A 14,533-nucleotide genomic window follows, 5' to 3' on the forward strand; every position below is an offset into this window, starting at 1 on the left:
CTATCGTTACATAAACCGCAGTAAAGTTTCCTCTTTATACGAAAAATACCCACTTAGAGTAACTTCTTTCGGCAAAATGTACACTCTTTGATCGAAAAATTGCAGTTTTTAAGTCACAAGTTTTCCACATGATTTCAAAACCATGCAATAACACACTATAGCATTATGTTTCATACAACAAATTCAGTTCCATCTCGGTTTAACTGACTAAATGACATTTTTAACACAATGAAGGTGTATAAACCTGACAATTAAACCTATTTTTGTACCGAGACAACGACAATGCTGTCAAGCGCTTATTCTGAACCTAATCAACATTTCCATGGGACGCATCAAACACATTTTGTTTTTCAGTCTTTTGCTCAACTGTGCTGCGTTGATCGCACAAAGCAACAACAGTTACTACACCATTCTGGTCGGCACCTTCTCCGGCAATCGCCCGGAAAACTACAAAACAGTAGAGAATTTGGGCTTTTTGTTTGCCAAAGAACGCACCAATCAGGTTTTTGACGTCTACATCGGCGGATACGACACTGCCCTGGAAGCTGCAACAATCCTGGATCAAGTGAAAAAAACCGGGTTTTCGGCTGCCAAAATCCAACAGTACGTTGTACGCGACAACCAATCGGTTACTTCCATTCAAATTGCCAGCTTTGATGCCGCTACGCCAGTAAACTGGGCGCGCTACCAGCAGTTGAACGGCGACCTGTATGTCATTCCCAATGCCGATGGTGCAAAATTGCTAACTGGATTTTATCCTAGCCTGGAAGCAGCCAGCAAGGAATTGCCCCGCATTCAGGCCTTTGGCTTCGCCGATGCTTTTGTGCGCACTGCTCATCCTACTTTTTTGCACCAGATTGGTGGATTTGAGACTGGAACTCCGCCCAAAAACATCAGTGCTACTGCCCAAATTGGCCCCAAAAAGACCAACGTCAACGTAGCCAAACCGACTTTGAAGCCTCAACCTACGTTTTTACCCGTAGATTACCAGTTGAATCAAAGCAACAATAACAATACGGCAGCCAACATTCCGGGAGTGAACAATGTACCTGCTGGATATTCTACCGTGCCGCCGCCAAATGCAAATACCAACGCCCGTAACGCTCCAGCAGGCAATGGCCAATTCAAGTGGGACAATCCTGGCACCAACACGACTACCGCCAAAGGTGCCAATCAGATCCCAGTGTCTTACGAGGCTTCCAACAACAGCAACAATAGTGCCAACGGAAACCCTCCGAGCTACAACTACAACAATGCACCAAGCACAAAAGGAGGAAACGTTCAGCCTGGAAATACAAACAACAATCAAGTCAACCCGCTCAATGCGGCTCCAGTAGCCATTTATCGGGCATCCGTCAAAGACTTGCAACAGGCCATGGTGCAAGAAGGGGCTTACCGCAATGCGGTGGATGGGTTTTACAATCCAACGGTTGAACAAGCCTGGAACCAATTCCAAAGTCGAAACCGGATCATGTCGCGCTACAAAGCCCTGGTGAAAGAAGGCCCAGATCAACCTGATACCGAAAACAGCAAGCTCAACAAAATGCTGAACCAGCTGGACAAGGACGCCAACCCTAGTGCGAGCCTGGTCAGCATCAATCACCCCTTGTCCAAGGCTTATTTGGCTTACTATAGCTTCACTACCCGTGGACCCGGTTTTGAACCCAACAACTACATGAATACCGCCATTCGGGATGTATTCTCAACGCGCAATGTGGGCAATCAGATCAGTTTTGACAGCCGGGCAGTGTACACTTATGTTGACCTCCGGCAAGTGATGCTGCACCTGTATTACTTGCATGCTGCATTGGGACAGGAATATCCTTTGCCATGCTGGCTCAATGACAAGCATCCGCAGGAAAGTGCCGAAGTGCAGGGCTTGTTCAACGCTTCTTCTTCTTTGCCACTGCCAACGCAAGCTTGCGACGATCAGGAACCCCAGCAAGAAGAAGTAGGTAAAGTACTGCAATTGCTATCTGAAGACATTGGCGTAGAGCAACCCAACGAAACCCTTCTGAAGCAGGCCAACGAACACCGCGCACTGCTTTTTGCAGGCAAAATTCAGCTTTCTGCCAACGATCAAACCCAACTCGATACTTGGTCACTTGAATTGATGAACAAACTCAACATCTGGGCAGCACAGGACCCGCTGCACGGAGAACTGGTTCGGGCGTTCCGGGTCGTTTTTTACCAAACTCAGGTAGAACTGGAAAATCATTTTATGAATCAGGGGCTGCCAGTACCTCAGGCACGATACCTGGCCTTGGCCATTCAGCATACACTGACCAGCCCCTATTTGAAACGGTTTGAATAGGAGCGCTTGGCTAGCATGCCATTGATAGGCTAATAGACTTGACCACGAAGGTTTCCACAATTGGGTCTTCGTGGCCATTTTTATGCCCTCAAAACCCCAATCCACTCCCATTCACTTTCAGCCACTTCTCCTTCTCCTTGTATTCCGGCATGGCTTGTGACACCAACGCCCAAAAGCGATCCGAGTGGTTCATTTCGATCAGGTGGGCCAGTTCGTGGATGATGACGTAGTCTACTACATCGGCAGGAGCAAAAAGCAGGCGGGTCGAAAAATTGAGATTGCCCGTGTTGGAGCAACTGCCCCAACGCGAACTCGTATTTTTGAAATTGATGCTCTTGATGGATTTGGAAAAATAAAGGCGGTTGAGTTCTTCCACGCGGCGAGAAAATTCAGGCAGAAAATCTTTGGCAACCACTCGACTCAGCAAGGTGGCTGCGGCTTTGTTGCGCTCTTCGGTACTGACTGAATGTACCAGGTTCAATTGAATGTAGCGATTGGGGTGGAGCTTGGCCGAGTGACTGGCCCGTTCTTCCAGGCTGATGCCAATGCTATAGCGGCGAGATCCTACTTGCAAAGTGTCACCGTCTGCGTAATTTTTGCTGACAAAGCGTTGAATGAAGTCCGGCTTGTCTTGGTGCAATTGTTTGGCCCAGGTTTCAAACCAGGTCCAGGCGCGTTGTTCTTCACTTTTGATCAGGCGCTTGGGTAAACGCAATATGAATCCATCCTTTCCGGTAGCAGCCCGAAAAGATGTCCGGCGCTCACGAATCACCTTGACCGGAATGTGGTAACCATCTAGGGTAATCGAAGCAGGAAACAACATGGTTGTTCAATAATCATTATCCAATATCCAATATCCAATATCCAATTTCCACGCGGGTGTACATTCATGATTAAGCTCTATTCTCATTCGCGGATGCAGGCTTCGAAACCTACACCCGTGAGAAAAAACTTGGACTAATCATGAATCCAAGCTCGCGTGGAAATTGGACATTGATTATTGGATATTGGACATTGAAAAAAATCACCCCATTTTCTGGGCAATATCCTTCATCACATCTACCAATACCTGTACACCTTCGAGTGGCATGGCGTTGTACATCGAAGCGCGGAAACCACCTACCGAGCGGTGCCCCCGAATGCCATCGATGCCCACAGCTTTGGCAGCGGTATCAAAAGCCTTGTCAACTTCTTCGTTGATGGCCAGGAAAGTGGGGTTCATCAACGAACGGTCTTCTTTGACGGTAACCGTGCCATGAAACAGTGGATTGGCATCCAATTCGTTGTAAAACAAGTCCCCTTTGGCCTGGTTGTGTGCTTCCATTGCCGTAAGGCCACCTTGCTCCTTGATCCATTTCAGGGTCAGCATCGATACGTAAATCGCGTACACTGGAGGGGTGTTGTACATGCTGTCGTTTTCGATGTGCGTGGTGTATTGCAACATTGAAGGAATCGTACGGGTTACTTTGCCCAACAAGTCTTTGCGCACGATAACCAACGTCGTTCCTGCAGGCCCCATGTTTTTTTGAGCGCCAGCGTAGATCAATCCAAATTTTTCAACCGGGATGGTGCGGCTAAACATGTCGGAAGACATATCGCATACAATCGGCACTTCGGTATCTGGCCACCAGTGGTACTGCGTACCGTAGATGGTGTTGTTGCTGGTCAGGTGTAAGTACTTCGCGTACGCTGGCACTTCCCATCCCCGAGGGATGAAGGTGTAGTTTTGATCTTTGGAAGAAGCCAGGGTCTCTATTTTACCAAAATTTTTGGCTTCTTTGGCTGCTTTATCCGCCCAACTGCCCGTATTGACGTAGCAAGCCGTTTCGTCTTCATTGAGCAAATTCATCGGCGCCATGAAGAACTGGGAGCTGGCTCCACCAGAAAGGAACATGACTGCGTATTCATCGCTGAGGTTCAACAGCTCGCGTACCAGTTGCTCAGCTTGAGCAGCAATGGCGATGAAGTCTTTGCTGCGGTGGGAAATCTCTAAAATAGAAAGGCCGCTATCGTTGATGTTTAAAACGCCACGGGCAGCTTCTTCAAGGACTGAGGCTGGCAGAATGGCTGGTCCAGCGCTGAAATTGTGCTTCTTCATTGGGTGTGAGAATTTTTTAGTGGTGCAAAAATAGTTTTTCTCAGTGGTGCGTGCTGGGAAAAAATGGACGTTTTGCAGCTTTTTTTACGACGGGAAAGATTCTAACCAGGCTTTTCCACTTTGAACTTTGCTTCAAACACGATATATTTGAATAAAATTGGTGAAGATGACCCTTACTGCTGTTGCCAAACCAAAGGAAATACCTGCTTACCTCATCTACGAGCTAGATGAAGGCATGCCCATCTATTACAAAGGTTACCGTGATGTATTATTAGGCCAAAAAAACCCTGAAGAAGTTATGGCAGATAGCACACTGCAAGCGTGGCTCAAAATGGAACTCGGTTCGATTATCAGAGCCTTACTTTCTTCTCTTTACATTATTACTGGCGGTGAGCAAGGTTTACAGCTTGGCAAATCAAAAACCAGAGCCGCTGATTTAGCGATTTTCACCAAAGAAAACTTCGTACTCAGCACCAAGTACTCCGCCAATCCCCCCGAAATAGCCATTGAAATCGATACCAAAGCAGATCTAGATTCTCCCGGCGCAACCATTGATTATTTTGACCGCAAAAACCAGCAACTCCTGGCCTTTGGTGTAAAAAAAATCATCTGGATTTTTACCGATGCGCAAATCGTTAAAGTCATTCTCCCCGGTGAAGAAATCCAGACTTTTGCCTGGGAAGAAGACGTACCCGTAATGGATGGAATCCATTTCAACCTCCAAAAAATCATGGATCAGCTGAAAGCGGAATAGTCTAGGCCGCATTAAAAGGGTTTAATTCACTTACCATCGATGATTTTGTGGGCTGCCATAATTGATCATTCGCCTTTTATCGCTAATTTTGATCCTCTGAGAGCATGTTTAACCATACTCCATAACGTAAAAAAATCAATATGAACACGATTTCAATTCGTACTGGCATCAGCATGTTGTTGTTGGTGCTTGGCGTTTGGGCTTGCGGCGGCCAAGATCAAGCAGGGGAGCAAAAAGAAAAGGCGGAAAGCACCGAAGCTGCTGTAGCGCCGGCTACTGAACCAACCGCAGAAGGTAAAGAATATTCCGCCAAATACCAGTGCCCCATGCATTGCCCTGGTAGTGGCAGCGAAACATATGGCAGCTGTCCGGTTTGTGGCATGCATTACATGTACAATCCGAATTTGCCCGATGCAGAAGCAATCAATAAAAAGCTGTTTAAGGAAAATCCGCAAAAGAAACCTGTGGAGTAACTTGACTTTTTTGCCCTGAAATACCACCCTTTATTCCTTAGTATGACGCAAAAATTGATTGGTTGCAATGAAAAGATTATTCAACCGGGTCAACAACCTGAAGCTAAAGAAACGCTTGGAAGAAAGCGATGAACAACGCACAACGCTTTCATTTTACAAGTACCACCAGTTGGAAGATCCTCAAGCCTTTCGGGATCAGCTCTACCTGCAATTGAGCGAATGTGAGGTACTGGGGCGCATCTATGTGGCCCACGAAGGGATCAACGGGCAAATGTCGGTGCCAACCGAGCAGTTTGAGGCATTCAAAACCACACTGTACAGCATTCCATGGCTGGACGGTGCGCGCCTGAACATTGCCGTGGAAAAAGAAGGCAAGTCTTTTTTTAAGCTCACCATCAAGGTGCGCGAAAAAATTGTGGCCGATGGACTAAACGATGCGAGCTTCGATGTGACCAAGCGGGGCAAACACCTGCGCGCCCCCGAAGTCAATGCCTTGCTCGATGATCCTGAAACGATTGTGGTAGACATGCGCAACCATTATGAAAGCGAAGTGGGCTATTTTGAACGCGCCATTCGCCCCGACGTGGAAACTTTTCGCAAAGCGCTGCTCCTGGTAGAAGACCTGTTGAAGGAAGACCGCGACAAAAACATTGTGATGTACTGCACCGGAGGCATCCGCTGCGAAAAAGCCAGCGCCTACTACCTCCACAAAGGATTCGACAACGTATTTATGGTAGACGGCGGCATCATCGAGTATGCCCACCAATGTGAGCAGCAAGGCTTGCCCAACAAATTCATTGGCAAAAACTTCGTATTTGACGAGCGCATTGGCGAGCGCATTTCCGAAGAGGTGGTTGCCCACTGCCATCAATGCGGCAAAATCTGCGATAACTACAAAAACTGCTCAAATGACGCTTGCCACGTACTCTTCATTCAATGCGAAGAGTGCGCGGTCAAATGCCAAGCCTGCTGTTCAAAAGAATGTGCCGATTTTTCGCAGCTGCCTGCTGAAGAACAAGAAAACTTGAAAGGTACGATGGAATTCAACGGAGCGAGATTTGGAAAAGGACGCTACCGGGCATTGATAAAAAAAAACCAGCAATAGTGTTTTTTTTGCAAATTCAGAACATTATGTAGTTGGCAACATTCCCAATGTTTTTTGAAAGTCTCTTATCTACACCACCTGATCGTATGTACCCTAAAATCACCCACTCGACGATATATGGCCTAACGCAGCTTGCCCGTTTACCAGATTGTAGCTACTTTACTGTAAATAAAATCAATGGTCATGATGACTCGACAACTTTTAGCTACAATCACCTGCTTGCTGATGGTCACTAGCACGCCTTTTTTATTGCTTTCCCAAGACGATATGGCGTACAAGGTGCCGCCCAAAACCGTCTCCGATTTGTTGCTGGCCAAACCTGCGTCCAGCGTCAATGTAAACGAAAAAGGAGAGTGGATGCTCCTTACCGACTACAACAGCTATCCCTCGGTAGAGGAATTGGCTCAACCCGAATTGCGGATTGCCGGTTTGCGCATCAACCCAAAAAACTATGCACCAAGTCGCCAAAACTTCATCAACAACCTGTACCTCAAGAACATCACTACGGGCAAAGAATTAAAAATCACCGGCTTGCCCACGCCACTTTTTGCAGGCAATGTAAGTTGGAGCCCCAACGATAAAAAAATTGCTTTTACCCAAACCACTACCGACAGGGTTGATCTTTACGTCATTGATGTGCCTACTCAAAAAGCTGTAAAAGTCAACAAAACGGCGTTGAATGCGCTATTGGGGGCTACTTACCAATGGTACGATGACAATACCTTGCTGTACCGCACTACTTTGGCTCCGGCCTCAAGTGCGCCCCCCAAACCCCTCATGCCCAAAGGCCCGGCAGTACAAGAGAGCTACGGCAAGGCTTCTCCCCGACCCACCTTCCAGGACTTGATCAAAAGCCCACACGATGAGCAATTGTTTGCGTTTTATGGCACTGCACAATTGGTGAAAAATGTGAATGGGGTGGAAACCAAAATTGGCCAACCTGCCATTTATGCCAACATCGATGTTTCGCCAAATAAAAATTACCTGCTCATCCGCACCTTGAAAAAACCATTTTCTTATACCGTTACTGCTTTTGGTTTTCCTGCTACCGTAGCCATCACCGATCTTGCGGGCAAAATGGTCAAAAACCTGGTGGAATTGCCCTCCGCTGAAACGGCTCCAAGTGGCCGCGACAACGTACAAAACGTACCCCGGGGCATCGAGTGGCGCGACGACGAAGCTGCTACCATCGTGTGGTGCATGCCTTTGGACAGTGGATTGATGCGAAAAAAAGTGGACTTTCACGATGCGGTATATGCCCTCAACGCACCGTTTACGGGAGAAGCCAAGGAACTGTTCAAAACGGAATTGCGCTATTACAATACCGCTTGGGGCAACTCCAGTCTGGCCCTCGTTTCAGAAGGCCTCGGCAGTAAGCAAATGGTGCGCACCAATCGCTTCAATCCTGGTACTGGCGAATTGAGCAAATTGATGGAGCGCAATACCACCGACGCATACAGCAACCCCGGCAACCCGGTCACCACCTCCAACGCCTACAACCGTCAGGTTATCCAAACCATCGACAACGGCAACAAAATCCTGATGAACAATCCCACTGGTGCTTCGCCCAAGGGAGATTTGCCATTTTTGGCCGTATTTGACCTCAATTCCAAGAAAAGTGAAATCCTCTGGCGTTGTCCCGAAGGTTCATTTGAATCGGTTATCCGGGTTTTGGACTCCGATAAGTTGACCTTGCTCACCCGGCGAGAAAACGAAACCACCATGCCCAATTACTGGCTGAAAGACCTGAAACTGCGCATTGCCGACCGGCAGATCACCAGTTTTGCCAATCCATATCCACAATTGGAAGGGGTTAGTAAGCAGAAAATCAGCTACAAACGCGCCGACGGCGTAGACCTGACCGGAGACCTGTACTTGCCCAAAGGGTACGATGCCAAACGCGACGGCCCCTTGCCCACCCTGATTTGGGCTTATCCCGCAGAGTACAACTCAGCAGCGGATGCTGCCCAAATTCGCGGCAGTGAACACCGCTTTACTTTGTTGAACTGGGGTTCACCCATCTATTATGTAACCCAGGGTTATGCGGTACTCAACAACGCTGAAATGCCCATCGTGGCTACCTCCGCGGATAAAAAACCCAACGATGACTTCATCGATCAGCTCAAAATGAATGCCGAAGCGGCCATTGGTAAACTATCAGATCTAGGCGTTGGCGACAAAAATCGCATGGCGGTGGGTGGCCACAGTTATGGGGCATTCATGACCGCCAACTTGTTGGCCCACACCAACTTGTTCAAAGGGGGTATTGCCCGCAGTGGTGCTTACAACCGCACGCTTACGCCATTTGGTTTTCAAAACGAAGACCGGACGTATTGGGAAAATCCCGACTTGTACCACGAGATGAGCCCTTTCAGCTACGCCAATAAAATCAAAACGCCCATCTTGTTGATCCACGGAGATACGGACAACAACACGGGAACCTTCCCGATTCAAAGTGAGCGCATGTTCAATGCCATCAAAGGCCACGGCGGTACCGTGAAATACGTGAGCTTGCCTTACGAAAGCCATGGTTATGCTGGCCGGGAAAATATCCTGCACATGTTGGCAGAGCAATTCAACTGGTTGGAGAAATATGTGAAGTCTGCTCCGGCAGAAGGAACCAAAGCTGGGCTGAAGCCTTAATATTTAAAAGGAATGTTGCGAGGGAGCGCAAAGCTCCTTCGCAACATTTTTATGCCCTCATCTTGGCCACCAGCCACTCCACCAACAACCTTACCCCATAGGAACTGGCTGTTTTGTGGGGCAAAAATTCCGAATCGCCATACGCCACACCTGCAATATCCAGGTGCGCCCAGGAAGGATGCTCTTCGATAAATACTTCCAGAAACTTGGCAGCGCTGATGGCGCCCGCAGCTGGTTTTCCGCTGAAATTGCGCAAATCTGCTACATCCGATTTCAGTTCATCTTTGTACACATCCCACAAGGGCAAGCGCCACATCCGTTCGCCGCTGGCGTCGCCAGCTTGCGCCAGCGCATCGGCCAAGGCATCGTCGTTGGCAAAGAAACAAGCTGCATGTGTTCCCAAAATCCGGGCTGCACTTCCAGTGAGGGTAGCCAGATCCACGATAGCGTCCACCTTGTAGTTGCGTACGAGATACGACAAGGCATCAGCCAAAATCAAACGGCCTTCTGCGTCGGTATCGGTTACTTCAATCGTTTTGCCATTGTAAGATCCAATCACATCACCGGGTTTAAGGGATTCGGCATCTACGCTGTTTTCGGTAGCAGGCGCAATGCCAATGAGGTGAAACGGCAGGTTTAACCTGGCCGCCACTTCGATGGTGCCGAATACGGCTGCGGCGCCACTCATGTCGCTCTTCATGTGGTGCATGCTGGCCGAAGGTTTGATCGAAATTCCGCCCGTATCGAAGGTGACTCCTTTTCCAACTAAACCAATGGTACTCAGTGCGGGTTGGCTGGGTACGTACTCCATGACCACACAAACCGGGGGCTCGGGGCTGCCTTGATTGACCGCCAGCAACGCATGGAATCCTTCTGCCTCCAATTGGGCTTTTTCCAAAACTCTTACCGAGAAATTCCCGCGTACTCCGGCTGCCTGGGCAAAAGTTGCCAATTGGGCAGGGTACTTTTTGTTTCCAGGGGCATTGATCAGGTCAAAAACCGCAAGTTGCGTTTCGGCAATGACCCGGCCCCGTTCAACGGCGTTGGCTACCGCAGCCTGGTCAAAATCAGCAGGCAAATAAAAAGTCAAACTTGCTTCTGCCGTGGCAAGTGGATGCAGATCGGATTCGGTGGTTTTGTATTTTCCGGCATCATAAGTCCCCAGGTACAAGCCATTGACCAGCGCTTCGATGCAAGAATGTTGTTGTACTTGATCGAGCGTACATTGTTCGAGGTAGATGTCCAAGTGAGTCGACAACTTGTTTTTTTGCCGGGCCGAAAACAGGCGAGCTGCCTTCAGGAAATCGGGAAAACTCCCGGAACTCCCCAATCCAAGCAAAAAAACCTTGCCCTGCTGCCCGTATAAAACGAGGGTTTCCCCAACTTCTGCTTTAAAATCATGGAGCGCTGCCCCCATCGACAGTCCCAACTGATTTGCGATTTTTTCAAGGCCTTGTTGCCATTCGCCTTGATTGTTGCTTACAGGGATCAATATTTGCTGTGCGCCCCCGACCCAACCACTCTGCCAATTTATTCTCATTTTCCCGAACTGAACTTTACCTGTTTACCGATGAATTTGTTGATGTTTCACATCGGTTCCTTAGAGGTCATTTGAAATAAAAAATTGCCTTAAACCTGGGCTATTGTGCCAGATTTTCAGATTGACCGTAAAAATAAAGGAAAGATGGTATTTTTAAGGGATAAATGGTATTTAGGACAGTTTAGGCTAATTTCTAACAAATACATCCACGATGACGAAGCCACTTTGGGGCATTGACCTGGGAGGAACCAAAATAGAAGGCGTAATTCTCAAGAGTAAAGAAGACCCGCAAGTACTGACTCGGCTGCGCATTCCCACCGAAAAAGAACAGGGCTATCAACACATCATCAACCAAATCGGGACTTTGATTGAGTTGATGAAAAAAGAATCCGGCTTGCAACCAACCTCTATTGGAATGGGAACACCAGGTGCCCTGGATCCACTTACCCAAACCATGAAAAACAGCAATACCACCTGCATCAATGATATGCACTTCAAACGGGATTTGGAAGCGAGGCTCAATCTCCCTTTTGAATTGGCCAACGACGCCAATTGTTTCGCGGTAGCGGAAGCAAACATGGGCATTGTACAGGAGGTGATGCCGAATGCCCGAATGGTTTTTGGGGTCATCATGGGTACAGGAGTGGGCGGCGGATTGGTAATCGATGGCAAAGTCTGGAACGGGCGACAAGGCATCGGAGGAGAATGGGGACACAGTTTTCTGGACGAGTCAGGCGGCAAGTGCTACTGCGACAATGTCGGCTGCGTAGAAATGGTGATTGCCGGACCTTCTCTCGAACGTTTTTACCAATCCATTTCCGGCAACAACCTCGACATGAAGGAAATCATGGCACATTACCAGGCCAATACCGACCTGCACGCCACAGCTACCATTGAGCGCATGCTCCATTTTTTTGGAAAAGCCATGGCCAACCTGATCAATATTCTGGATCCCGATGTGATTGTATTGGGCGGCGGCGTGGGCAACATCGATTTGTTGTACACCGAAGGCATCGAACGCATCAAGCAATTTGTGTTCAACCCTCGACTGGATACGGTTATCCTCAAGCCCAAACTCGGGGACAGTGCCGGGGTTTTTGGCGCAGCGTTTTTAGTTGCTGATTGATTGAATTTAAAAAAAACACCTATGTCTCTGCGTTTTTTTCTGCCGATTCTCCTTTTTTGGAGTACTTCCATTTTGCTGAAGGCGCAAGTTCGCCCAGTCGATTGGTTGATCCATCCTGCTACTGCTAAAGCTCAGGTTTTGGTGCATCCCGATGGCAAAACCCTTGAACTCAACAACGGTTTTTTGCGCCGGAGCTTTCGCCTGCAACCCAATTTGGTTTGCTTTGATTACTACAACCTCAGTAGCGGGCAACAACTTTTGCGGGCCATCAAACCCGAAGCAAAGGTCTCCATCAATGGAAAAACCTATGCCATCGGCGGATTGTATGGCCAAAAGGAACAAGCCTATTTGTTGCCTGCATGGCTAGACGGTTTTACCGCAGGTGACAACGATTTTCAATTCCAATCCTATGCAATCAGCGACTTGCAGCCTTACCTCAAATGGAAATCAGCCACCTGGACGGGCAATCCTGCTCAAGCAAAGGGCAAAGTGTTGAGTTTGGTATTCAACCATCCTTCCCCGGCCTTGGCAGGGTTGAAGGTAACTGTGCATTATGCGCTGTTCGATGGATTGCCGCTGTTGTCCAAATGGGTCAGCATCGAAAACATCCAGTCAACCCGCAGCTACAAACTGGATCGAGTAATCAATGAAATTTTGGCAACGCCAGAAGAAGAAAGCGCGGTAGTAGGCAGTCCTGCCCAGATGAAAAAGCCCCAGGGCATTTACATTGAAACCAACTATGCCTTCAACAATGCCATGCGCTACGAAATCAGCGACCAAACCACCCATTGGAAAACGGATTCGAGCTATACCTCCCAGGTCAATTACAATTATGAAACGCCTTGCGTGCTGGAAGTGTACCCCGATTATGCACCGGGCATCGAATTGCAGGTGGGTGAAACCTTCCAGTCGATCCGTACCTATGAGCTGCTGATGGACAGCTACGACCGCGAGCGCCGTGGCCTGATGGTGCGCAAAATGTACCGCAGCATCGCGCCCTGGACGACCCAAAACCCCATTTTTATGCACCTAATCAGCAAAAACGACCAGGAAGTAAAAAATGCCGTGGATCAGTGCGCGGAGACGGGTTATGAAGGACTAATCCTGAGCTTCGGCAGTCATTGTCAAATGGAGGATACCAGTGCCGCTAATATTCAACGTTGGAAAACCCTGAGCGACTACGCACACAGCAAAAACATCCTGATTGGAAGTTATTCCCTGTTCAGCAGTCGCCGCATCAGCGAAGAAGACGATGTGATCAACCCCCGCACGGGCAAAACTGGTGGCGCTTTTTTTGGCAATGCGCCCTGTTTTGGCAGCAAATGGGGACTGGCCTACCTGGCCAAGCTCAAGTACTTCATGTCTAAAACGGGATTCAATATCTTTGAAAACGATGGCCCTTATCCTGGCGACAGGTGTGCCTCAACGACTCACCCCGGTCACCGCGGCCTCGACGACTCGCAATGGCGGCAGATGGAGCTCCAAAAAAGCCTGTACCATTGGTGCAATGAAAATGGTATCTATGTCAACGCCCCCGATTGGTACTTTCTAGATGGCACCCACAAGATTGCCTTGGGCTATCGTGAAGTAAATTTCTCTTTGCCACGGGCGCAGCAAAAGATCCTCAATCGGCAAAACATTTTTGATGGCACCTGGGAAAAATCGCCTTCCATGGGTTGGGGTTTTGTGCCCCTTACTGTGTATCAGGGAGGCGGAGCAGAGGCCGTGTTGGAGCCATTATCCGAACATTTGCAGGATTACGAGCAATTGATGGTGCAATATTACGGCGCAGGAATTCAGGCTTGCTATCGCGGTCCAAGGTTGTATGATACGGAACAGACCAAACAAACCGTGATTCGGATTGTAAAATGGTACAAACAATACCGCAAGATTTTGAACGCTGATGTGATCCACTTGCGCAGGCCCGATGGCCGGGATTGGGATGGCATTCTGCACGTAGACCCCAATTTGCCCGAAAAAGGACTGATGATGCTGTACAATCCGCTCAAAGTGCCGATCAAACGGAGCATTCAAGTGCCGCTTTATTATACCGGGTTGACCGAGAGTGCTGCATTTCGGGAAAAAGGAGGCAAACCGCTGCGTTTGAAGCTGAATCGGGCCTACGAGGCTACCCTACAAGTAGAAATTCCGGCAGAAGGCTACAATTGGTATGTAATTGAGAAATAAACAATCTCTAACTAACTCACATTTCGCAGCACTTAAACGTCCACCTAACCTAAAATATCTGTAGCAATGTGGGAAAGGCCTTATTGAAATCCCGATTTTGCGGAAGTGGAGGCGGGTCAAGCGAAAAACTGTTTGAGTCCCGACGCAGGAGGGACGAGTTTTTTTCGCGCCGCCGGAGCTTTCGCAAAATCGTAGGATTTCAATACAGCCTTGATTTTTTTGGTTACTTTTTGCATCAAGTATCTGGACAGAATTAAATGACAAATTGCCTATTTTTGCTGCTATGCCAAAAA

Annotated in this window: 10 protein-coding genes; 7 read left to right on the forward strand and 3 right to left on the reverse strand. The window is 48.4% G+C overall.

Going from position 1 to position 14,533, the window contains the following annotated elements:
- The first annotated feature begins 322 nt into the window (after positions 1-322).
- The gene (locus tag ABW391_RS20680) at positions 323-2,314 is read left to right on the forward strand and encodes a peptidoglycan-binding domain-containing protein (protein ID WP_353483818.1); all 1,992 of its coding nucleotides are present in this window, start codon (positions 323-325) and stop codon (positions 2,312-2,314) included.
- Positions 2,315-2,402: 88 nt separating this feature from the next.
- Here ABW391_RS20680 and ABW391_RS20685 read toward each other — a convergent pair whose 3' ends face one another.
- Positions 2,403-3,137: a M48 family metallopeptidase gene (locus ABW391_RS20685; RefSeq protein ID WP_353483819.1), complete on the reverse strand. Its 735-nt coding sequence runs from the start codon at positions 3,135-3,137 to the stop codon at positions 2,403-2,405.
- A gap of 201 nt (positions 3,138-3,338) precedes the next feature.
- Positions 3,339-4,412 carry a 3-phosphoserine/phosphohydroxythreonine transaminase gene (gene serC / locus ABW391_RS20690; RefSeq protein WP_353483820.1) on the reverse strand — a complete coding sequence of 358 codons (1,074 nt, stop codon included), beginning with the start codon at positions 4,410-4,412 and terminating at the stop codon, positions 3,339-3,341.
- 166 nt (positions 4,413-4,578) lie between these two features.
- On the opposite strand from serC, the gene ABW391_RS20695 reads away from it, so the two are divergent.
- The 4 genes from ABW391_RS20695 (at position 4,579) to ABW391_RS20710 (ending at position 9,387) form a co-directional block, all read left to right on the forward strand.
- On the forward strand, positions 4,579-5,166 hold the full coding sequence (locus ABW391_RS20695; protein ID WP_353483821.1) for a Uma2 family endonuclease: 588 nt from the start codon (positions 4,579-4,581) through the stop codon (positions 5,164-5,166).
- Positions 5,167-5,306: 140 nt separating this feature from the next.
- Positions 5,307-5,639, forward strand: a complete 333-nt coding sequence (locus ABW391_RS20700; RefSeq protein ID WP_353483822.1) for a heavy metal-binding domain-containing protein — start codon at positions 5,307-5,309, stop codon at positions 5,637-5,639.
- A 67-nt stretch (positions 5,640-5,706) separates the two neighbouring features.
- The gene (gene trhO, locus ABW391_RS20705) at positions 5,707-6,744 is read left to right on the forward strand and encodes an oxygen-dependent tRNA uridine(34) hydroxylase TrhO (RefSeq protein ID WP_353483823.1); all 1,038 of its coding nucleotides are present in this window, start codon (positions 5,707-5,709) and stop codon (positions 6,742-6,744) included.
- Positions 6,745-6,927: 183 nt separating this feature from the next.
- Positions 6,928-9,387, forward strand: a complete 2,460-nt coding sequence (locus ABW391_RS20710; RefSeq protein WP_353483824.1) for a S9 family peptidase — start codon at positions 6,928-6,930, stop codon at positions 9,385-9,387.
- A 49-nt stretch (positions 9,388-9,436) separates the two neighbouring features.
- On the opposite strand, the gene ABW391_RS20715 is transcribed toward ABW391_RS20710, so the two are convergent.
- The gene (locus ABW391_RS20715; RefSeq protein WP_353483825.1) at positions 9,437-10,927 is read right to left on the reverse strand and encodes a leucyl aminopeptidase family protein; all 1,491 of its coding nucleotides are present in this window, start codon (positions 10,925-10,927) and stop codon (positions 9,437-9,439) included.
- Positions 10,928-11,138: 211 nt separating this feature from the next.
- Between ABW391_RS20715 and ABW391_RS20720 the strand changes: the two genes are divergently transcribed.
- Together ABW391_RS20720 and ABW391_RS20725 are read left to right on the forward strand one after the other, a co-directional pair.
- Positions 11,139-12,053 carry an ROK family protein gene (locus ABW391_RS20720; protein ID WP_353483826.1) on the forward strand — a complete coding sequence of 305 codons (915 nt, stop codon included), beginning with the start codon at positions 11,139-11,141 and terminating at the stop codon, positions 12,051-12,053.
- A 21-nt stretch (positions 12,054-12,074) separates the two neighbouring features.
- The gene (locus ABW391_RS20725) at positions 12,075-14,240 is read left to right on the forward strand and encodes an alpha-galactosidase (protein WP_353483827.1); all 2,166 of its coding nucleotides are present in this window, start codon (positions 12,075-12,077) and stop codon (positions 14,238-14,240) included.
- Positions 14,241-14,533 lie beyond the last annotated feature (293 nt).

Source organism: Haliscomenobacter sp. (genome assembly GCF_040403615.1).
GTDB lineage: Bacteria > Bacteroidota > Bacteroidia > Chitinophagales > Saprospiraceae > Haliscomenobacter.

Bases quoted from the DNA above. Each gene is read 5' to 3' on its own strand.
- ABW391_RS20680 (WP_353483818.1), top strand. From the start codon at position 323: ATGGGACGCATCAAACACATTTTGTTTTTCAGTCTTTTGCTCAACTGT.
- ABW391_RS20700 (WP_353483822.1), top strand. From the start codon at position 5,307: ATGAACACGATTTCAATTCGTACTGGCATCAGCATGTTGTTGTTGGTG.
- ABW391_RS20695 (WP_353483821.1), top strand. From the start codon at position 4,579: ATGACCCTTACTGCTGTTGCCAAACCAAAGGAAATACCTGCTTACCTC.
- ABW391_RS20720 (WP_353483826.1), top strand. From the start codon at position 11,139: ATGACGAAGCCACTTTGGGGCATTGACCTGGGAGGAACCAAAATAGAA.
- ABW391_RS20710 (WP_353483824.1), top strand. From the start codon at position 6,928: ATGATGACTCGACAACTTTTAGCTACAATCACCTGCTTGCTGATGGTC.
- ABW391_RS20685 (WP_353483819.1), bottom strand. From the start codon at position 3,137: ATGTTGTTTCCTGCTTCGATTACCCTAGATGGTTACCACATTCCGGTC.
- trhO (WP_353483823.1), top strand. From the start codon at position 5,707: ATGAAAAGATTATTCAACCGGGTCAACAACCTGAAGCTAAAGAAACGC.
- serC (WP_353483820.1), bottom strand. From the start codon at position 4,412: ATGAAGAAGCACAATTTCAGCGCTGGACCAGCCATTCTGCCAGCCTCA.
- ABW391_RS20725 (WP_353483827.1), top strand. From the start codon at position 12,075: ATGTCTCTGCGTTTTTTTCTGCCGATTCTCCTTTTTTGGAGTACTTCC.
- ABW391_RS20715 (WP_353483825.1), bottom strand. From the start codon at position 10,927: ATGAGAATAAATTGGCAGAGTGGTTGGGTCGGGGGCGCACAGCAAATA.